The sequence below is a fragment of the Algibacter sp. genome (assembly GCF_039977455.1).
GTDB lineage: Bacteria > Bacteroidota > Bacteroidia > Flavobacteriales > Flavobacteriaceae > Algibacter_B.
The window spans coordinates 198,156-217,758 of sequence record NZ_JBDWDG010000016.1 but is presented as its reverse complement, the minus strand read 5'-3'; the positions used below and the strand labels follow the sequence as shown (position 1 = coordinate 217,758).

The 19,603-nt window shown below is 32.7% G+C and carries 20 protein-coding genes and 1 pseudogene; 16 read left to right on the top strand and 5 right to left on the bottom strand.

Annotation, left to right across the window (positions count from 1 at the left end; translation table 11 throughout):
• Position 1: 1 nt before the first annotated feature.
• Together wecB and ABJM36_RS06960 are read right to left on the bottom strand one after the other, a co-directional pair.
• The gene (gene wecB / locus ABJM36_RS06965) at positions 2-1,087 is read right to left on the bottom strand and encodes a UDP-N-acetylglucosamine 2-epimerase (non-hydrolyzing) (RefSeq protein WP_348450577.1); all 1,086 of its coding nucleotides are present in this window, start codon (positions 1,085-1,087) and stop codon (positions 2-4) included.
• Positions 1,084-2,403, bottom strand: coding sequence for a phenylacetate--CoA ligase family protein (locus ABJM36_RS06960; RefSeq protein ID WP_348450575.1), 1,320 nt, complete (start codon positions 2,401-2,403; stop codon positions 1,084-1,086). Before ABJM36_RS06960 ends, wecB begins: the two co-directional genes overlap by 4 nt.
• 183 nt (positions 2,404-2,586) lie before the next feature.
• Between ABJM36_RS06960 and purD the strand changes: the two genes are divergently transcribed.
• Complete coding sequence (gene purD, locus ABJM36_RS06955; protein WP_348450573.1) at positions 2,587-3,858, top strand: phosphoribosylamine--glycine ligase; 1,272 nt, start codon at positions 2,587-2,589, stop codon at positions 3,856-3,858.
• Here purD and ABJM36_RS06950 read toward each other — a convergent pair.
• Positions 3,853-4,080 (bottom strand): uracil phosphoribosyltransferase, encoded by a 228-nt coding sequence (locus ABJM36_RS06950; RefSeq protein WP_348450571.1) that lies wholly within the window; start codon positions 4,078-4,080, stop codon positions 3,853-3,855. The two genes, purD and ABJM36_RS06950, sit on opposite strands and share 6 nt — an antisense overlap.
• Before the next feature lie 73 nt (positions 4,081-4,153).
• On the opposite strand from ABJM36_RS06950, the gene ABJM36_RS06945 reads away from it, so the two are divergent.
• Positions 4,154-5,077: a DUF6427 family protein gene (locus tag ABJM36_RS06945; RefSeq protein WP_348450569.1), complete on the top strand. Its 924-nt coding sequence runs from the start codon at positions 4,154-4,156 to the stop codon at positions 5,075-5,077.
• Here ABJM36_RS06945 and upp read toward each other — a convergent pair.
• Entirely contained in the window at positions 5,066-5,725 is a 660-nt protein-coding gene (upp, locus tag ABJM36_RS06940; protein ID WP_348450568.1) for a uracil phosphoribosyltransferase, read from the bottom strand. The genes ABJM36_RS06945 and upp overlap by 12 nt on opposite strands.
• 135 nt (positions 5,726-5,860) lie before the next feature.
• Here upp and ABJM36_RS06935 point away from each other — a divergent pair, with 135 nt between their 5' ends.
• Together ABJM36_RS06935 and ABJM36_RS06930 are read left to right on the top strand one after the other, a co-directional pair.
• Positions 5,861-6,466: a DUF4254 domain-containing protein gene (locus tag ABJM36_RS06935; RefSeq protein ID WP_348450566.1), complete on the top strand. Its 606-nt coding sequence runs from the start codon at positions 5,861-5,863 to the stop codon at positions 6,464-6,466.
• 39 nt (positions 6,467-6,505) lie between these two features.
• A complete protein-coding gene (locus tag ABJM36_RS06930) occupies positions 6,506-7,546 on the top strand; it encodes a glycosyltransferase family 9 protein (RefSeq protein ID WP_348450564.1) in 1,041 nt (346 codons plus the stop codon).
• A 53-nt stretch (positions 7,547-7,599) separates the two neighbouring features.
• On the opposite strand, the gene ABJM36_RS06925 is transcribed toward ABJM36_RS06930, so the two are convergent.
• On the bottom strand, positions 7,600-8,658 hold the full coding sequence (locus ABJM36_RS06925) for a ferredoxin--NADP reductase (RefSeq protein WP_348450562.1): 1,059 nt from the start codon (positions 8,656-8,658) through the stop codon (positions 7,600-7,602).
• 248 nt (positions 8,659-8,906) lie between these two features.
• Between ABJM36_RS06925 and ABJM36_RS06920 the strand changes: the two are divergent.
• From ABJM36_RS06920 to ABJM36_RS06865, 12 genes and pseudogenes are all read left to right on the top strand, one after another.
• Positions 8,907-9,052, top strand: a pseudogene (locus ABJM36_RS06920) (ABC transporter ATP-binding protein); the annotation flags it as partial.
• A gap of 202 nt (positions 9,053-9,254) precedes the next feature.
• Positions 9,255-11,813 carry a hypothetical protein gene (locus tag ABJM36_RS06915; protein ID WP_348450560.1) on the top strand — a complete coding sequence of 853 codons (2,559 nt, stop codon included), beginning with the start codon at positions 9,255-9,257 and terminating at the stop codon, positions 11,811-11,813.
• 12 nt (positions 11,814-11,825) lie between these two features.
• A complete protein-coding gene (locus ABJM36_RS06910) occupies positions 11,826-12,257 on the top strand; it encodes a polymer-forming cytoskeletal protein (RefSeq protein ID WP_348450558.1) in 432 nt (143 codons plus the stop codon).
• Positions 12,202-12,456 carry an AtpZ/AtpI family protein gene (locus tag ABJM36_RS06905; protein WP_348450556.1) on the top strand — a complete coding sequence of 85 codons (255 nt, stop codon included), beginning with the start codon at positions 12,202-12,204 and terminating at the stop codon, positions 12,454-12,456. The genes ABJM36_RS06910 and ABJM36_RS06905 overlap by 56 nt, the downstream gene beginning before the upstream one ends.
• On the top strand, positions 12,456-12,827 hold the full coding sequence (locus tag ABJM36_RS06900; RefSeq protein ID WP_348450554.1) for a DUF6168 family protein: 372 nt from the start codon (positions 12,456-12,458) through the stop codon (positions 12,825-12,827). Before ABJM36_RS06905 ends, ABJM36_RS06900 begins: the two co-directional genes overlap by 1 nt.
• Positions 12,828-12,943: 116 nt before the next feature.
• Positions 12,944-14,050 (top strand): F0F1 ATP synthase subunit A, encoded by a 1,107-nt coding sequence (gene atpB / locus ABJM36_RS06895; protein ID WP_348450550.1) that lies wholly within the window; start codon positions 12,944-12,946, stop codon positions 14,048-14,050.
• A 39-nt stretch (positions 14,051-14,089) separates the two neighbouring features.
• On the top strand, positions 14,090-14,278 hold the full coding sequence (gene atpE, locus ABJM36_RS06890; protein ID WP_004569351.1) for an ATP synthase F0 subunit C: 189 nt from the start codon (positions 14,090-14,092) through the stop codon (positions 14,276-14,278).
• 99 nt (positions 14,279-14,377) lie between these two features.
• Complete coding sequence (locus ABJM36_RS06885; protein WP_348450546.1) at positions 14,378-14,878, top strand: F0F1 ATP synthase subunit B; 501 nt, start codon at positions 14,378-14,380, stop codon at positions 14,876-14,878.
• 6 nt (positions 14,879-14,884) lie between these two features.
• Positions 14,885-15,421, top strand: coding sequence for an ATP synthase F1 subunit delta (atpH, locus tag ABJM36_RS06880; RefSeq protein WP_348450544.1), 537 nt, complete (start codon positions 14,885-14,887; stop codon positions 15,419-15,421).
• Positions 15,422-15,449: 28 nt separating this feature from the next.
• Positions 15,450-17,030 carry a F0F1 ATP synthase subunit alpha gene (gene atpA / locus ABJM36_RS06875; RefSeq protein ID WP_348450542.1) on the top strand — a complete coding sequence of 527 codons (1,581 nt, stop codon included), beginning with the start codon at positions 15,450-15,452 and terminating at the stop codon, positions 17,028-17,030.
• Between the two features lie 139 nt (positions 17,031-17,169).
• Complete coding sequence (atpG, locus tag ABJM36_RS06870) at positions 17,170-18,030, top strand: ATP synthase F1 subunit gamma (RefSeq protein ID WP_348450540.1); 861 nt, start codon at positions 17,170-17,172, stop codon at positions 18,028-18,030.
• Between the two features lie 112 nt (positions 18,031-18,142).
• The gene (locus ABJM36_RS06865) at positions 18,143-19,603 is read left to right on the top strand and encodes a polysaccharide biosynthesis C-terminal domain-containing protein (RefSeq protein ID WP_348450538.1); all 1,461 of its coding nucleotides are present in this window, start codon (positions 18,143-18,145) and stop codon (positions 19,601-19,603) included.

Here is a 19,603-nt window from a genome sequence, read left to right as displayed (position 1 = left end):
TTTAAATAGATACTAGATGATGTACAATGCGCTTTGCGGTATTTCCATCCCATAATTCGGGTATTACGCCTTGTTTCCATGTGCTATGTAATAGAATGTTAAAGGCATTTTTAATTTTTTCAGAATCACTTCCAACTAAAATGTTTGTTCCAATATCGCAGGTTTCAGGGCGTTCTGTGCTGTCGCGTAGGGTTATACAAGGTACATTCATAACCGTAGTTTCTTCGGTAATACCACCAGAATCTGTTATTACGGCCAAAGCGTTTTTAACCAAATAATTAAATTCTAAATAGCCTAACGGATTAACGTAATGCAGGTTTTTAAAATTTAGGTTAAGGTTACTTAAAAGCTTTTTTGTTCTGGGATGTACCGGAAAAATAATGGGATAATCTTGTCCTAAAGTAACAATTTGGGTTATAAGCTTTTTTAATTGCTGTTCTTCATCAACATTGCTGGGTCTATGAAGGGTCATAACCATATATTTTTTTTTAGACAAATTTAAATCCTTCCAAAGTGCTGGCTTGGTTAGTCTGTTTATATTTTTAAGTAATGTGTCAATCATGACGTTTCCAACAAAAAACACTTTGGATTCAGGAACACCTAAAGCACTTAAATTTCTATTCGCATAACTAGAAGTGGTAAAAAAATAGTCGGTTAAGCTATCGGTAACTATTCTATTAATTTCCTCTGGCATTGCCATATCTCCAGAACGAATTCCTGCCTCCACATGGGCAACCTTAATTCCGGCTTTTTTAGCTACTATAGCACAAGCCATGGTGGAAGTAACATCGCCAACAACTATTACTAAATCGCACTTATTTACTATTAATTCGTTTTCAAAACCAATCATAATGGCAGCAGTTTGTTCTGCTTGACTTCCACTTTTTACTTCTAAATTGCTATCGGGAAGCGGTATGTTTAACTCTTCAAAAAAAGTGCCACTTAGGTTTTTATCGTAATGTTGTCCGGTATGTACAAGCCTATAGCTAATATTAAAACCTTCTTTTTTCTTATTAGTAATGGCTTCAATAATAGGTGCGATTTTCATAAAATTTGGTCTGGCACCTGCAACTATGGTTATATTCATGAGTTTTGGTTTAAGTAGGATGTAAATTGCTTCAATTTACCACTTTTTGAACGAATTAATTTGTCCTGTCTTTCAAACAGTATTTGGAGCCCTTTTTCAAGGTAATTTTCCATTTCTGTGGTTATAATTTTTTTCTTTTCTTCCGAAAGGGTTTCAGTACTAACATAAATAATCTTAAAAGTGTCAAGTTTATGTTGTTCAATAATAAACTCTTTTACCTTTCCGTCATCTTCAATAATGCTTTTTGTAATGTAATAAAACGTTAAACCAGCAGCCTTTTTTCCACTCCCTAAAACAGCAATATCATTAGTTCGTCCTATTAATTTTTCAAGAATAGGGGTTTTAATGGTACTTTTTTTAGATAGGGTACCAACATCGCCAATATCATATCTAATAAAAGGATGTGCTTTATTATAAAGTGATGTAATGACAATCCGGCCTTCTTCGCCGTAAGGCAAAACAGCACCCTTGTCGTCTAGAATTTCAACAAAAAGAGATTCGCTATTAACTTGCCAATTCCCATTTGGGTTTTTAAAAGCTATTAAATCTAGTTCCGAAGCGCCATACTCATTAATTATGGGTACTCCAAATTGGGTTTCCATGAGTTTTTTATCGTCTTCAAATAACATTTCGGAGGTTACAACACATGCTTTTAAAGTTGGGCAAATGGTTTTTAAAACGAGATTTTTATGTTGAAGAAATTTAGCAAATTGCACAATTGAACTTGTATAACCATTAAGGTATTCGAATGAGGTAGTTTTAAATTTTTTTAAATGTTTTTCAAAAGCCGATTCGCTTAAATCGAATACCGAAAACCGAAATCTTCGGCTAAGTTTATCTTTAAAACGTTCTTTGTAATAGCCTATTTTATCTAATGGAATACCATAAAACCGGGCTTGTTTTGATGTATTAAAATCTAAATTATACCAACCAAAACGGTTTTGAATAATGGCCCAAGTTAAGGCATGACTAAATTTATCTTTAGCAAAAACAAAAGGTGTTCCAGACGACCCTGAGGTTTTATTAACATAAATGTCGTACTTGGTATAATGCTTTGTAAGTCTTTTTTCTAAAGGTTTTTGTAAATCTTTTTTAGTTAATACAGGAATGTTGTTCCAGTCTGAAGTGTCTGTATCCTTGATTAGCGATTTATAAAAAGGATTGTTTTTTAAGTGAAACCTAACAATGTCCTGCTTTTTAGCTTCAATATGTGTTGCAAAATCTTTTTCGTTTATATCTTGAATTGATTTTAATACAGCAGTAGCTTCCTTTATAGGAAAACCATTTAATTGTAAAGAAAAGTCGAATACATTCAAGTTAAAAAAATGTTCAATTATTTATTAATGGGCGAAAGTCAAAAATAATTATAAATGCTTTAGCGAAGGACACTTTTAGCAATACAATTATTTAAAGTTAGTATTTTATGTAAAGTAAATAAAAAATATTCGTGAATTAGAAGCATTAATTTTATTTTTGCCCAAACAACTTATACTATTACTATGAATATATTAATACTTGGTTCTGGAGGAAGAGAACACACTTTTGCTTGGAAAATTGCTCAGAGCCCGAAATGCGATAAACTATTTGTAGCACCAGGAAACTCTGGAACTAACGAAATAGCGACAAACGTAAATATTGGTGTAACCGATTTCCCGGCCATAAAGGAACTGGTAATTAGTAATAAAATCGATTTGGTTGTTGTTGGACCAGAAGATCCATTAGTGCAAGGTGTTCACGATTTCTTTTTAAATGATGACGCCATTAAACATGTTTCTGTAATTGGACCACAAAAGGCTGCTGCCGAGTTAGAAGGTAGTAAAGAGTTTGCAAAAGAGTTTTTATATCGCCACAACATACCAACCGCCGCTTACGAAAGTTTTACTAAAGAAACTGTTGAAAAAGGCTATGCGTTTTTAGAAACTTTAAATGCACCTTATGTTTTAAAAGCCGATGGGTTAGCAGCAGGTAAAGGTGTTGTTATTTTAAATGATATTAATGACGCTAAAGCTGAATTAAAGAGTATGCTTGTTGATGCCAAATTTGGAGAGGCTAGTACAAAAGTGGTTATTGAAGAGTTTTTAGATGGTATCGAGCTAAGTTGTTTTGTGTTAACTGATGGCGAGCATTATAAAATTTTACCAACAGCTAAAGATTATAAGCGTATTGGTGAAGGTGATAAAGGATTAAATACAGGAGGTATGGGAGCGGTTTCTCCAGTGCCTTTTGCTACCGAGGAGTTTCTTAATAAAATTGAAGAGCGCATTGTAAAACCAACAATTAACGGTTTTAAAAAGGATAAATTACCTTATGTTGGTTTTGTGTTTATTGGATTAATAAAGGTTGGAGACGATCCAAAAGTTATTGAATACAATGTACGTATGGGAGATCCAGAAACCGAAGTTGTTTTACCAAGATTAAAAAACGATTTTGTTGAAATTTTACAAGCTATGGCTAATGGTACTTTAAATGAAGTAGATATTAAAATTGATGAGCGTGCAGCTACCACAATTATGACTGTTTCTGGAGGTTACCCTGAAGCTTATGAAAAAGGTAAAGAAATAACAGGGGTAAATGCCATTGTAGATTCTATTCCGTTTCACGCTGGAGCGCAAATTAAAGATGGAAAAATACTAACGTCTGGAGGGCGAGTTATGGCTATAACCTCGTATGGTAATACCTACCAAGAGGCCATAAAAAAATCTTACCAAAGTATAGAAAAACTACATTTTGATAAGATGTATTATCGTAAAGATATTGGATTCGATTTATAGAAATGAATGAGAAGATATACTTTTATCTTCTTCATTATTATCATTAAATATTTTAAGTTGTAGCATCCAGTAAACCATAGCTACGATACAAATAACAATAAAAATCCAAGAAATTGTATTTGCTGCAAACCAGTTTTCTAGTTCTAATGCTCTAATAGCATCCATTGGAACAAAAAGAACATTAACAAATAAATCTTGTATTGCGTAAAAAAAATCTTTCATTATGGGTTTGTTTATTATTTACCAACCATTTTTTAGTTAGTATATTTACATAGCAAAAATACAAAAACAGTTAATGATTACAAGCTTTTTTAATAAATCTAAACCAATATATTTTGTTGTTGTTTTTTTTATAGTGGTTTTGGCTTTTGTAAACGCTAGAATTTATGCGGTAAATGGTGGGTTAAACTTTGATTATATACTAAAGCAAACCTTATTAATTTTTGTGGCCTACGCCTCTATATTGCTTTTAAGTTTTATTGCAAATAAAAACCATTTAACAAATAGAAATAGCTACGAAGTTCTTTTGTTTAGTCTTTTTATGTTATTTATTACCCAAACAACAAGTAATGACAATGTGTTATTTTCAAATTTTTTTGTGTTACTTGGGTTAAGACGAATAGTGAGTATGCGCTCGCCAAAAAACATCAAGAAAAAACTTTTTGATGCAGCCTTTTGGATTGCTATAGCTTCGCTTTTTTATTTTTGGTCTATCTTGTTTTTTGTGTTAATCTTATTATCACTTGTGTTGTATACGGACAATAATATTCGCCATTGGTTAATACCTTTTTTGGGTGTATTTACCGTTTTTATTATAAGTAGCAGTGCATCTTTAGTGTTATTTGATAATTATTTTGGGCTATTTAATTGGTCGCCACAAATTAGTTACGATTTTAGTAATTATAATTCTGCGGTGTATTTAATTTCTATTACCGTATTACTTTCCTTTGGAATTTGGTCTTCTATTTTTTATTTAAATAATGTAAAAAAACAGAAAAAGGCATTTAGAGCATCGTTTAAAACTATTATTTTGGCTGCTATTATTGGTTTCTTTATTGTAATACTAGCCCCTAAAAAAACTGGAAGTGAATTTTTGTTTTTATTTGCACCATTAGCCATTATAATAGCCAATTACATAGAAATTATACCAGATAAATGGTTTAAAGAACTCTTTTTAGGCGTATTAATTATACTTCCTTTTGCTTTGTTATTGCTGTAGTTTTTCGCCAAAGGCTAAATCGCCAGCATCACCAATCCCAGGCACAATATAACCCTTATCGTTTAGGGTGTCGTCAATGGCGGCAATCCATAAATGTGTGTTTTTACTAAATTTTTCCGCCACATAATTAACGCCTTCTTGTGCGCCAATAACACTAATTAAATGAATTTCTTTAGGTGTTCCAAAAGGTTTTAGGGCTTCAAAAGTCGCTACCATCGACTGTCCTGTAGCTAACATAGGATCTGCAAGAATAAGAGTTTTGCCTTCTAAATTAGGGCATGCTAAATACTCTACAATAATTTCAAAACTTTCCGGATTGTGTTTATGGTGCCTGTATGCCGAAATAAAAGCATTTTCGGCGTTATCAAAATAATTTAACAACCCATTATGCAATGGTGCGCCTGCCCGCAAAATAGAGCATAATACAACATCGTTTTTTGGTAAGTCTATTTTGCATTGTCCTAAAGGAGTTTCAACTATTTTTAAGTTAAAACTTAAAGTTTTACTCATTTCGTAACCCAAAATTTCTCCAATACGTTCAATATTTCTTCTAAAACGCATGCTGTCTTTTTGAATGTCAACAGCTCTAATTTCAGATATAAATTTATTTAAAATGGAGTTTTCAAGTGATAAATTATGAATTGTCATAAGTAAAAATCTAGATTTTGATAGTAAAGTTAATGAAACCGAATTAAAAATTTAATTATTACCACTTTTGAGATTTTTATAAATTAAAAAATCTTAGATAATTTATGTAATTTCGCATTATAAAAATTAATGAATATGTTTACAAATAAAGCTAACAAAATTTTTCAAGACGTTATTGAAAAGTACCACATTATTAACACTGTAGATCAACCCTTTGAAAACGCTTATCCAGAAAGCGATTTATTAGAGCATTTATTATATAGAAAATGTTGGATAGATACGGTGCAATGGCATTATGAAGACATTATTCGCGATCCGCAAATAGATCCTGTTGCAGCATTAACTTTAAAACGTAAAATTGATGCTTCAAATCAAGACCGAACCGATATGGTGGAGTATATTGATAGTTATTTTTTAGAAAAATATAAAGATGTTACTGTAAAAGCGGGAGCAACAATAAACACAGAAAGTCCTGCTTGGGGAGTTGATAGGTTGTCTATTTTAGCCTTAAAAGTATATCATATGAATGAGGAAGCTACTCGTAATGACGCTTCCGCGGAACACAAAGCTGCTTGCCAGAAAAAGCTAGATATCTTGTTAGAACAACGTGTGGATTTATCAACAGCTATTGATACCCTTTTAAGTGATATTGAAGCCGGTGATAAATACATGAAAGTGTATAAGCAAATGAAAATGTACAATGACGATGAACTAAATCCAGTACTTCGTTCACAAAAATAAAATTCCTGCCTAAGCAGGAATCTCATCCTAAATGTTGAGATGCCAAAACAACAAAAAAACATTCTAGTCATTCGTCTCTCAGCTATGGGAGACGTGGCTATGACGGTTCCAGTTTTAAGAGCACTAACACAACAGCATCCCGAGCTTAGAATTACGGTATTAACACGCGCATTTTTTAAACCTTTTTTTAGAGATTTAGAACATGTTGAGGTGTTTTCTGCTGATTTAAAAGGCGAACATAAAGGTGTTTTTGGTCTTTATAAATTAGGACGAGCTTTAAATAAAAAGCGGTTCTATGTTGTAGCAGATTTACACAATGTGCTACGAAGTAAGGTTCTGAAAAAGTTTATTAAATGTAAACGCTTTATTTCAATTGATAAAGGCCGTAAAGAAAAGCGACTTTTAACCTCGAAAAAAGTTTATAAACAACTTAAAACAACACATCGGCGCTATGCAGATGTTTTTGGTGGACTCGGCTATAAAATAGACTTAAATACTCCTAGATTTCCAAAAAAAGCAATCTTAAATTCGGAGTTAAAAAAGTATATTCAAAATCCTTCAAAAAAGATTATAGGAATTGCTCCTTTTGCTGCACATGAAGGAAAAATGTACCCTTTAAGCCAAATGAAATTGGTTGTTGAAAAATTGTCGAAAGACTATAATATTATTTTGTTCGGAGGCGGAAAATATGAGTCTGAAATACTTGACGATTTCCAAAATAAATTTGAGAACACAACCAGTCTTGCAGGCAAGTTATCGCTTGATGAAGAATTGGATGTAATCTCCAATCTAGAGGTTATGCTTTCTATGGATTCTGGAAATGCACATGTAGCGGCAATGTTAGGAATAAAAGTGGTTACTATTTGGGGGGTTACCCATCCTTTTGCTGGTTTTGCACCTTTTAATCAGCCAGAAGATTATGCGTTGCTCGCCAATAGAGCACAATACCCATTAATACCAACTTCTGTTTATGGAAATAAATATCCTGAGACTTATAAAGAAGCTGCGGGTAGTGTTTCGCCAGAACAAGTTGTTGAAAAAATCGTATCCATTCTTAGTAACGATTTATTAACCCCATAAAATAGATATATTATAGATTAAAGAGGTTGGTTTCTGCTTCCGCAGAAATGGCATTAAACATCATCAAAATCTATTGTAATAGTTGGAGTTGTTGGGTGTGCTTGACAGGTTAAAACTAAGCCTTCGGCAACCTCACTAGCGGTTAAAATATTGTTTTGTCTCATAGTTGCTTCGCCTTCTGTAACACGTGCTAAACAACTGCTGCAAATACCACCTTGGCAAGAATAAGGAGCGTCTAAATCTTCATCTAATGCTGCTTCTAGGATGGTTTGTTTTTGCGACATATCAAACGTTGTGGTTTCATCATCAACAGTAACTGTAATTTTTGTGTTTCCTGTAGCTGTCGCAATTTCCTCTTGAACTTCTGCTGGTTTTGCGGCCTTGAAAAGTTCAAAATGAATACGGTTTTCATCAATATCATGCTCCGTTAAAACATCTTTTACTGTATGGATCATGGCTTCTGGTCCGCATAGATAAAAAGCATCAACCTCTATATGTTTATGCTTGTTTTTCATAACGTAATTAACCGTGCTTTTCTCAATTCTGCCAAAAATGGCATCATCTTCATCTTGTTGACTAAATACGAACTGAATAGAAAAACGATCTTTATAAGCGTGCTGAAGTTCTAAAAGTTCATCAAAAAACATAGTGTCTTTATTGGTTTTATTGCCATAAACTAAAATAACCTTGCTCTTCACTTCTTCTTCTAAAGCACATTTTATTATACTTAAAATAGGCGTAATTCCACTGCCTGCAGCAAATAAGGCTATATTTTTAGTTTTCGAATCGTTTGGTTCAAAAACAAAGCGTCCTTTTGGTGGGCCTACTTCAATAGTGTCCCCAACTTTTAGTGTGTTATTGGCATAAGCAGAAAATGTTCCTTCTTTTACTTCTTTAATTGCAACTTTAATTTCACCACTTTTTGGAGATACGCAAAGTGAATAATCCCTTCGTATTTCGTTACCATCAATTTCAGTTTTTAAAGTAATGTATTGGCCTGCTTTAAAGGCATAAGTGTCCTTTAAGTTTTCCGGAATATTAAAAGAAATGCTGATAGCTTTAGCAGTTTCTCTGGTTATATTTTTTACTGAAAGTTTATGAAATGATGACATAGGTAATTGTTTTCAACAAAAATAAGGAAGCCATTAAATAAAATGTGTTTTTTTTCTAGAAAAAGTACGACTTGTTTATTTTTAGGTTTAAATTATAAGATTAAGTAAACCCAGAATGATTAAATAATGGTTTTATCTGTTGCTATTTTATAGCCCAATATTATTACATTTAAGAAAACTAAAACCATTAGAAATGATAAAACTTTTTTTAAATTTAGAATGGAAAGCCTTTTTTAGCTAGGCAAGCCTTGGTAGGAAATAATTTCGCTAGAAAAACCACTTCTTTTAGTTTGCTGTTAGATTTAATTCAGCCTACACAGGGTTTATAATAATTAACATGGTACAAGTAGATAAAAGTGAAGATTGGAAACCTTTTATAAATGACACTTTTTTAAGTGAAAATATTTTGTTGATTCTTAGATGGTTTTCAAATTGAGCTTTCCTTTTTTAACGCAATAACTTAGGGTGTTCTTGGTTTTGAGAGGCCATTTTATCAATCAATATATAGCTAAATCCAAAAAGATGCTTATTTTTACCACGCTATATATAATAATAGCAAGACTTTATAGTTATTATCTAGACTAAAAATACCAGCATTGAAAACACCTACTAAAGCCATAATATTACTTATTTTATCTGTTTTTCTTGCATTGAGTTGTTCTAGAAAAAAAGATAAATTTATTAATAGAAATTTTCATGCTATTACTGCCGAGTTTAATGCGCTTTATAATGGTTATAATGCTTTAGAGCGAGGTAGGCAAGGGCTTAACGACGCCTATTTCGATAACTATTGGGAGGTTTTGCCCATAGAACGCATGCAAATTTTTGAAGATGTTGTGCTTCCTGGGCAGTCTAAAAACGAAAGTTTTTCTAGAGCCGAAGAGAAAGCTGTAAAAGCCATTCAAAAACATAGTATGAATATTGATGGCAAGGAGAACAATCCACAAATGGATGAAGCTTACTTGCTTTTAGGTAAAGCCCGATATTTCGATCAGCGTTTCGTACCAGCCTTAGAAGCTTTAAACTATATTCTATACAAATACCCTGCAAGCGATAAAATTAATCAAGCTAAGGTATGGCGAGAAAAAGCAAATATCAGACTTGATAATAACGAGTTAGCAATCGAAAATTTAAAACGCCTTTTAAGACAAGAAGATTTAGAAGGTCAGGATTTGGCAGATGCCACCTCAATTCTAGCGCAAGCGTATCTAAACACAAAAATAATTGATACTGCTATTACCCAATTGGAAATCGCTTCGACTGCAACAAAAAATAACGACGAGCGCGGACGATACCGTTTCATTCAAGGGCAGTTGTACAACCAGTTAGGGTATAAGGATAGTGCAAATATTGCTTTTGATAAAGTAATCGAACTTAATAGAAGAACACCAAGAATCTATTGGATTTCGGCGCATTTAGAAAAAATAAAAAATTTCGATTTTGAAAACGGCGATAAACTTGAAATTACCGAATTGCTTACCGAGCTTGAAGAAAACAGAGAAAACCGTCCGTATTTAGATAAAATTTATCATCAAATAGCTACGTATCATTTGCGTAATGGGTCAGATTCATTGGCGGTTGCTTACTACAACAAATCTTTACGAACAGATACTCGCGATAAATTACTTAAAGCTAAAAGTTATGAAACCTTAGGTGACATGAATTTTGATGCGTCTGTATATGCCGATGCGGGGCAATATTATGATAGTACAATGAGTAACTTGGTTCTAAATTCTAAACCTTATCGTATTATAAAACGTAAACGCGATAACTTGGAAGATGTTATTTATTATGAAGCGATAGCTAAAGTAAACGATAGTATTTTACGACTTGTTAATTTACCGGAACCAGAAAGGTTAGCTTATTTTGAGTCTTTTGTTGAAGATTTAAAACTTAAGGCTGAAGAAGAAAAGGAAAAACAAGAAGCGGCCGATAGGAATAGCGGACTAGCAACATTAAGTAACATAGGAGGTGTTCAGGTTAATCGTGGAGCCCCTCAAGCTCAATCAACAATATTTTACTTTTATAACCCAACCACGATATCATATGGTAAAAATGAGTTTAATAAGTATTGGGGAGATAGACCTTTAGAAGACGATTGGAGATGGTCTAGCAAAGGGGCATCAAATAATGTAACTAATAATATAAATGTAAGTATTGCAGATATTGCTTCAGAAGAAGAACGTTTCAATCCTCAGTTTTATATTTCTAAAATTCCTTCATCTGAAAAAGAAATAGATAGCATTTCTAAAGATCGTAATTATGCGTATTACCAATTAGGATTGATTTATAAAGAAAAATTTAAGGAGTATAATTTAGCGAAGAGCAAATTTCAAAACCTATTAAAAAGTAATCCTGAAGAACGATTAGTGTTGCCTTCAAAATATAATTTATATAAAATTTATGAATTGTTAGGTGAAAGTGGAGAAGCTGAAATAGCAAAAAATGAAATTATTGAAACTTTCCCGGGTTCTCGATATGCTGTTATTTTAAAGAATCCGGAGTTGGTTACAGAGCGTGATGAAAATAGCCCTGAGAGTTTGTATGAAGCTTTATATATTCAGCATGAAAACCAAGAATATGCCGATGTCATTTCTAAAAGCGAAGCGTTTATAAAAACCTTTGATGGGGAATCTATTGTGCCAAAATTCGAACTGCTAAAAGCTACAGCTTCTGGTCGATTATATGGTTTTGAAGCCTATAAAAAAGGCGTTAATTATTTGGCAATTACTTATGCTAATACACCAGAAGGTAAACAGGCTCAAAATATTGAATCTAATATTTTGCCTAAGTTGGCTAGTAAAGAGTTTGTTCGAAAAATGGATAGTATTCCAGAAAATTATAAGGTCGTGTTTCAATTTAAAAATGCACCTTTAGAAACTATTACTAAATTTAAAGAAACCTTAGATGAGGTTTTAGGTCGTGTTAAGTATTATCAATTAAATGCCTCTATAGATGTTTATAATCCGGATACTAAATTTATTGTTGTACATGGTTTAAAAACAGAGCAAGTAGCTAAAACATTTAATCAACTTCTAACGGAAGAGGATCAATATAAAATTAAAACCTCTTATTTTGTAGTATCCTCTAGAAATTATCAAATTATTCAAATCCATAAAAATTTAGATGATTATTTGAATAACGATAACCCTTAAACCTTACAACTTATGTTCTCTGATAATAAAAAAACAAAACAAATGGCAGAAAGTAACGGAAGTCAAAATATCATTGCTCAAGGCACTCAATTGGTTGGCGATTTTACGAGCCAAGGCGATTTGAGAATAGATGGCAGTATTGAAGGAAATATTAAAACAGCAGGAAAAGTAGTTGTTGGTAAGTCGGGTTTAATACAAGGTACTTTAAATGGAACTGACGCTCATTTTGAAGGGAAGTTTTCAGGAAAATTGGTGCTTTCAGGTACTTTAACCTTAAAAGCTTCTGCGTATATTGAGGGCGAGGTTGTAGCTGGAAAATTAGCAGTTGAACCAGGAGCAACGTTTAATGTTACTTGCGTTATGAAAGGCGCTGGAAAAGAAATGAATAATGGCGAACAAGGGAGACTTCAACAAGGAAAACCAGAATCAGGGAAAAAAGCTTAATCCTTATATTAGGTTTACATCTATAGCTATACAAATGGGTTTAACCATCTATTTAGGAAGTAAACTTGGTGAATGGTTAGATGTTAAACTGGGTAACGAAAATCAACTATATTATAAAATAATATCTCTTTTAGCGGTATTTATTGCCATTTATTCGGTAATTAAACAAGTTATAAAAATAACAAATAATAATTCTTAATGATTAAACGAATAGTTCTAGTAGCCCTTTTGTTTTTGTTGCTATTTGGTGTTGGCTATGGAATTCATAGCGCGGTAATAAATTCTAATCCATCCTTTTCTTTACTAAATGTTTACCTGTTTTTTGCAATAAGTGCAGTTTTGGTGTATGCTACAGTAGAGGGTGTTTTTAGTAAATTACCTAATCAAGCAGGCTATGCATACCTCATGATGATGTTCTTAAAAATTGGAGCTTTTGTTCTAATTTTTCAAAAAAGTGTTTTTTCAGAAGTCCTGTTAACGCGCTTAGAACGCGTAAATTTGGTTGTTCCTTTGTTTTTGTTTTTAATAGTCGAGGCAGTAGTTGTCGGGAAACTATTAAACGATAAATAGTTAGTCGTTTTTTAAGGATTAAAAACTAATATAAAAAAGAGTTTGCAATTATGAATTATTGTGTACATTTGCACAAATTTTACAGAGCATAAATTTCATTATTTAGTAAAGACATAATGGTGGCAAAAAAATCTATCAAGTTTATAAAATTACTAGTACTATTCTTAGTTTCTTTTAACGGTTTTGCAGACGGTGACAAAAAACCTCAAGGCAATACCATCGATACTCCCGATGAAATTAAAGAGTATATTTCTCATCACTTAAAAGATTCTCACGATTTTCATTTATTTACGGATAATGCATCTGGGACGCATATTAGTTTTCCGCTTCCGGTTATTGTTTGGACAAGCGAAGGCTTAAAAGCATTTATGTCTTCTGAGTTTCATCACGATGATGCAGGTCATGTAATTGTGGAAAAAGGTGGTGTTAAGTTAACAAAGATTCATAGTAAAATATACGAGTTGGAAAGCGGAGCTTCTTCCGTTAGTTTTGATGATCATCATCATGCTACAAACGCACACAAAGTACTAGATTTCTCTATTACTAAAAGTGTATTTGGTATGTTGTTGGCTGGCTTGTTAATGTTTTTAGGGTTTGTAGCCTTAGCTAAAAGTTATAAGAAGGGGCCAATACCAACAGGGTTTGGTCGTGTTTTAGAGCCTTTAGTAATTTATGTTAGAGACGATATTGCTAAGCCAAACATTGGTGATAAAAAATATAGAAAATTTATGGGGTTCTTACTTACCGTATTTTTCTTTATCTGGATATTAAACTTATTAGGTTTAACACCTTTAGGTTTCAATGTTACAGGACAAATAGCAGTAACAGTTTGTTTAGCTATATTTACAGCTGTTATTTATTTATTTAGTGGTAGTAAAGATTTTTGGGCGCATACATTATGGATGCCTGGTGTTCCGGTAATATTAAGACCAATACTTGCAGTAATTGAGTTGGTAGGTTTTGTGTTAATTAAACCGTTCTCTTTATTGGTACGTTTATTTGCGAACATGACAGCAGGTCACTTTGTTGTAATGAGTTTAATAGCATTAATGATTACATTGAAAAAAGACTTTGGACCAATTGGATCAACAAGTATGTCTTTAGTGTTAGCATTATTTATATCGGTTATTGAAATTTTGGTAGCCTTTTTACAAGCGTTTATTTTTACGATGTTATCATCGTTATTTATAGGAATGGCAGTTGAAGAACATGACCATCACTAATAAGAATTTGTTTAATTAATATTTATAAAAACAATTATTATGTACAATTTAATTGGAGCAGGATTAATCGTAATCGGAGGAGGAATCGGATTAGGTCAAATTGGTGGAAAAGCAATGGAAGGTATTGCTAGACAACCAGAAGCAGCTGGAAAAATTCAAACTGCGATGATCATCATCGGTGCCTTATTAGAAGGTTTAGCATTTGGTGCATTAATCTTAGGGAAATAAGAATTTCCTAAAAAACAAATAAAACAGTATTCTGCAACGGTTGGTTGCAGAAACTGTTTTAAAAAAAATTAAACAAAAAAGTTAAGTAATCTATATAGTATGGAAACTTTATTAAATGATTTTTCGGTAGGCTTATTCGTAATGCAAGCGGTTATCTTATTAATAATTATTTTATTAATGAGAAAATTTGCTTGGAAACCAATTCTTAATGCTCTTGATGAAAGAGAAGGCGGGATTGCAAATGCTTTAAAATCTGCTGAGAATGCAAAATTAGAAATGCAAAATCTTCAAGCGGATAACCAAAGGTTATTAAAAGAAGCTAGGGCAGAACGTGAAGAAATGCTTAAAGAGGCTCGCGATATGAAAAATAAGATTATCGAAGATGCTAAAACTGAAGCTAACGATACTGCAGGTAAATTGGTGGCACAAGCTCAAGCAAGTATAGAATCTGAAAAGAAAGCGGCTATCGCAGATTTAAAATCTCAAGTGGCTAACTTATCATTGGAAATTGCTGAAAAAGTAGTGCGTACAGAATTATCTAACAAAGACAAGCAATTACAATTGGTTGAAACTATGTTAGGTGAAAAATCATTAAACTAAGTTATAATGGCGGGAGCAAGAGCAGCAATACGTTACGCAAAGGCATTATTAAGTTTAGCTACAGATCTAAAGGCAACAGATGTTGTTAATACGGATATGAAGTTAATTGCTGATACCGTTGCAGGAAATAAAGAATTGAGCGACATGCTTCAAAGTCCTGTAATATCTTCTTTAGATAAAAAAGCTGTTTTATTAGAGGTGTTTAAAACGTCTAATAAAAGTACTTTGGATTTAATTAGTACCTTAAGCACAAATAACAGAATTTCTATTTTACAGCATGTAGCTTCAAAATACAATCAGTTGTTTGATGAGTCTAAAGGGATTCAAATTGCAAAAGTTACTACAGCAGTAGAATTATCAGCAGATTTAAAAAAGAAGGTTTTAGCAAAAGCTAAAGAACTTACAGGTAAAGATGTTGAGGTAGAAAATATTATAGATGAAAGCATTTTAGGTGGTTTCATTTTACGTATAGGTGATACACAATACAACGCAAGTGTTGCAAATCAACTTAATAAGTTAAAACAAGAATTTACATTAAACTAAGATCTTTTAGATCTAAATAAACAATAAGATGGCAGAAGTAAAACCAGCTGAAATATCAGCAATCTTAAAAAAACAACTTTCAGGTTTTGAGGCAAGTGCTTCATTAGATGAAGTAGGAACTGTATTAACTGTAGGTGACGGTATTGTTCGTGCTTACGGATTAGCTAATGCTCAATATGGAGAATTAGTAGAATTCGAAGGTGGATTAGAAGGTATTGTATTGAACCTTGAAGAGGATAACGTAGGTATCGTATTATTAGGTACTTCTGTTGGAGTTAGAGAAGGATCTACTGTAAAACGAACTTCTCGTATTGCATCTATTAAAGTTGGTGAAGGTATTGTTGGTCGTGTTGTTGATACTTTAGGTAATCCTATTGATGGAAAAGGACCTATAACAGGTGAAACTTACGAAATGCCTTTAGAGCGTAAAGCTCCTGGTGTTATCTATAGAGAACCAGTAACTGAGCCATTACAAACAGGTATTAAAGCTATTGATGCTATGATCCCAGTTGGTAGAGGACAACGTGAGTTGGTAATTGGTGACCGTCAAACTGGTAAAACAGCAGTTTGTATTGATACCATTATTAATCAAAAAGAATTTTACGATGCAGGTGAGCCTGTATACTGTATATATGTTGCTGTAGGTCAAAAAGCTTCAACAGTAGCACTTATTGCTAAAACATTAGAAGAAAAAGGCGCATTAGCATATACTACTATAGTTGCTGCAAATGCATCAGATCCTGCTGCAATGCAAGTTTATGCACCGTTTACAGGAGCTTCTATTGGAGAGTATTTTAGAGATACTGGTCGTCCAGCTTTAATTGTATTTGATGATTTATCAAAACAAGCCGTGGCTTACCGTGAGGTATCTTTATTATTACGTCGTCCACCGGGACGTGAGGCGTATCCTGGGGATGTATTTTATTTACACTCAAGATTATTAGAACGTTCTGCAAAAGTTATTAATAATGATGACATTGCTAAAGAAATGAATGATTTACCAGATTCGCTTAAGCCAATCGTTAAAGGTGGTGGTTCATTAACAGCTTTACCAATTATTGAAACTCAAGCGGGTGACGTTTCTGCATATATTCCAACAAACGTAATTTCTATTACGGATGGTCAGATTTTCTTAGATGGAGATTTATTTAACTCAGGTGTACGTCCTGCAATTAACGTAGGTATCTCAGTATCTCGTGTTGGTGGTAACGCTCAGATTAAATCAATGAAAAAAGTGTCTGGTACTTTAAAACTAGATCAAGCACAATTCCGTGAGTTAGAAGCTTTCGCTAAGTTTGGTTCAGATTTAGATGCCGTTACTTTAAACGTAATTAATAAAGGTAAACGTAACGTTGAGATTTTAAAACAAGCTCAAAACGATCCGTTTACTGTTGAAGATCAGGTTGCAATTATTTATGCAGGATCTAAAAACTTATTAAAAGATGTTCCTGTTGAGAAAGTAAAAGAATTTGAACGTGATTTTATCGAATTCTTAAAAGCTAAGCATAGTAATGTTTTAGCAACTTTAAAAGCAGGTAAATTAACTGATGAAGTTACAGATACATTAACAGCTGTAGCAAAAGATTTATCAGGTAAATATAGAGCATAAAAAGTGAGAGTTTAAAGTTATGAGTTTAGAACGTTTCTAACTCATAACTTTAAATTTAAAGTATAAAACTAATGTCACTCTTGGTGAAGCTTGTGTTAATCGCAGTCTAAGTATCTAAGAGTCTTTATAAAAATAAAGAATGGCGAATCTTAAAGAAATACGTAACAGAATATCATCAGTATCTTCAACGATGCAGATTACCAGTGCTATGAAAATGGTATCGGCTGCAAAGTTAAAGAAAGCGCAAGATGCTATTACGGCAATGCGTCCTTATGCTGATAAGTTAACCGAACTTTTACAAAGTTTAAGTGCGACTTTAGATGCAGATTCTGGAAGTGCATATTCTGAACAACGCGAATTAAAGAAAGTACTTATTGTAGCAATTACTTCTAACAGAGGTTTAGCTGGTGCATTTAATTCAAACATAATAAAAGAAGTTTCCAGATTAACGTCTGAAACTTATGCAAACCAAGAAGTTTCTTATTTCGCTATTGGTAAAAAAGCAAACGATGCTTTTAAGAAAACCAATAATGTTATTGCCAATAAAAGTGAAATTTTCGATAATTTAAATTTTGAAAATGTTGCGGAAATTGCAGAAGTTTTAATGGAAAAATTTGTTGCTGGAGAGTTTGATAAAATTGAAATAGTTTATAACAAATTCAAAAATGCGGCAACTCAAATAGTAATGACTGAGCAGTTTTTACCTATCGTTCCTGTAGAAGGTGAGGTAACCGTTAATGCAGATTATATTTTTGAGCCATCAAAATTAGAAATTGTTGAAGAGTTAATACCTAAGTCTTTAAAAACGCAATTGTACAAAGGTCTTAGAGATTCTTTTGCTTCAGAGCATGGTGCGCGTATGACAGCGATGCATAAAGCAACGGATAACGCTACCGAGTTAAGAGATCAACTTAAGTTAACTTATAACAAAGCACGTCAAGCAGCAATTACTAATGAAATCTTAGAGATTGTTGGTGGAGCAGAAGCTTTGAATAATTAGTAAATTCCTGCGCAAGCAGAAATCGTATTATAAAAATCAAAAACCTAACTTTAACGAGTTAGGTTTTTTTGGTTTAAAAGCCCTATTTTTAACCTTATAAATAAGCAATTTTTTGAGCGGATTAAAATCTTTATTCAAACAAACATTTATTTACGGGTTAGCTACGGTCTTACCTAGAATGTTGAGTTTCTTGTTGGTTCGCCTTCATACCGATGAAAGTGTCTTAAAATCTGTTGCCGATTATGGGGATGTATCCTTAATATTTTCCTATTTCGTGATTTTTAACGTCATTTTAGCTTATGGTATGGAAACCGCCTTTTTTAGGTTTTTTAATAAGGAAGATGACAAAGCAAAAGTTATTGGAACATCAACCATATCATTAATTATAACGTCATTAGGTTTTTTTGTTCTTGCTTTTTTATTTCAAAATCAAATCTCCAACTTTGTTGATATTAAGGTAGAATACATACAATTAGTAGTGTGGATTTTACTTTTAGATGCCTTGGTAATCATTCCATTTGCATGGTTAAGAGCCATTGCAAAACCCATAAAGTACGCGGTTATTAAAATACTAAACGTAGTTATCAATTTAGGTTTAAACCTGTTTTTATTATTATGGTTAAAAGATTTGGCATTAGAGCATGCTATAGTGCAACCGCTTTACAAACCAAACTTTCAAGTCAACTATATTTTTATAGCCAATTTAGTGGCCAGTGCAGTGACTTTAGTATTAATGTTGCCTTTCTATTTTAAAGTGAAGTTTACCTTCAATAAGGTACTTTGGAAACAGATGATGCAATATGCTTTTCCAGTGTTATTAGCAGGCTTAGCGTTTTCAATAAACGAAAGTTTTGATCGTATTTTACTAGACAAATTATTGCCCGAAGCTATTGCAAAAACAGAAATTGGTATGTATTCGGCATGTTATAAGCTAGCCTTGTTTATGATGTTGTTTGCTACGGCATATCGTTTGGGTGTGGAGCCTTTCTTTTTTAGTCATGCAAAAACACAAAACCCACAAAAAAATTACGCCATTATATTGGAGTATTTTGTTGTTTTTGGATCCGTTATCTTATTGGCAGTTGTTGTGTTTGCCGATGTGTTAAAAGTTATTTTTATTGGAAACCAAGATTATTGGGAGGCTATGTGGATTGTCCCAGTAATTTTAATAGCAAATTTTTGCCTTGGTATTTATCATAACCTTTCGGTGTGGTATAAAGTTACCGATAGAACCAAGTTTGGCGCTTATATATCTATTTTTGGCGCGGTGTTAACCTTAGTTTTAAACTTCTGGTTAATTCCAATATTGAGTTATAAAGGTTCGGCAATTGCTACTTTAGCTGCCTATGCAACTATGATGTTGTTGTCGTATTATTTTGGCAGAAAGTATTATCCTATCCCATATAATATTAAGAAAATTGTTATGTATTTAGGGCTATCCATAACGCTGTCTATACTATCTTTTTATCAATTTAGAGGCCAATATATTGTTGGAATTTCTATGTTAATTGTATTTTTGGCAATAGTATATTTTGCTGAACAGAAAGTCATTAAACAACTTTTAAAACGATAA

Excerpts from the sequence above, each read along its gene's own strand:
- wecB (WP_348450577.1), bottom strand. The coding sequence starts at position 1,087 with ATGAATATAACCATAGTTGCAGGTGCCAGACCAAATTTTATGAAAATC.
- purD (WP_348450573.1), top strand. The coding sequence starts at position 2,587 with ATGAATATATTAATACTTGGTTCTGGAGGAAGAGAACACACTTTTGCT.
- ABJM36_RS06950 (WP_348450571.1), bottom strand. The coding sequence starts at position 4,080 with ATGAAAGATTTTTTTTACGCAATACAAGATTTATTTGTTAATGTTCTT.
- ABJM36_RS06945 (WP_348450569.1), top strand. The coding sequence starts at position 4,154 with ATGATTACAAGCTTTTTTAATAAATCTAAACCAATATATTTTGTTGTT.
- upp (WP_348450568.1), bottom strand. The coding sequence starts at position 5,725 with ATGACAATTCATAATTTATCACTTGAAAACTCCATTTTAAATAAATTT.
- ABJM36_RS06935 (WP_348450566.1), top strand. The coding sequence starts at position 5,861 with ATGTTTACAAATAAAGCTAACAAAATTTTTCAAGACGTTATTGAAAAG.
- ABJM36_RS06930 (WP_348450564.1), top strand. The coding sequence starts at position 6,506 with ATGCCAAAACAACAAAAAAACATTCTAGTCATTCGTCTCTCAGCTATG.
- ABJM36_RS06925 (WP_348450562.1), bottom strand. The coding sequence starts at position 8,658 with ATGTCATCATTTCATAAACTTTCAGTAAAAAATATAACCAGAGAAACT.
- ABJM36_RS06910 (WP_348450558.1), top strand. The coding sequence starts at position 11,826 with ATGTTCTCTGATAATAAAAAAACAAAACAAATGGCAGAAAGTAACGGA.
- ABJM36_RS06905 (WP_348450556.1), top strand. The coding sequence starts at position 12,202 with ATGGCGAACAAGGGAGACTTCAACAAGGAAAACCAGAATCAGGGAAAA.
- ABJM36_RS06900 (WP_348450554.1), top strand. The coding sequence starts at position 12,456 with ATGATTAAACGAATAGTTCTAGTAGCCCTTTTGTTTTTGTTGCTATTT.
- atpB (WP_348450550.1), top strand. The coding sequence starts at position 12,944 with ATGGTGGCAAAAAAATCTATCAAGTTTATAAAATTACTAGTACTATTC.
- atpE (WP_004569351.1), top strand. The coding sequence starts at position 14,090 with ATGTACAATTTAATTGGAGCAGGATTAATCGTAATCGGAGGAGGAATC.
- ABJM36_RS06885 (WP_348450546.1), top strand. The coding sequence starts at position 14,378 with ATGGAAACTTTATTAAATGATTTTTCGGTAGGCTTATTCGTAATGCAA.
- atpH (WP_348450544.1), top strand. The coding sequence starts at position 14,885 with ATGGCGGGAGCAAGAGCAGCAATACGTTACGCAAAGGCATTATTAAGT.
- atpA (WP_348450542.1), top strand. The coding sequence starts at position 15,450 with ATGGCAGAAGTAAAACCAGCTGAAATATCAGCAATCTTAAAAAAACAA.
- atpG (WP_348450540.1), top strand. The coding sequence starts at position 17,170 with ATGGCGAATCTTAAAGAAATACGTAACAGAATATCATCAGTATCTTCA.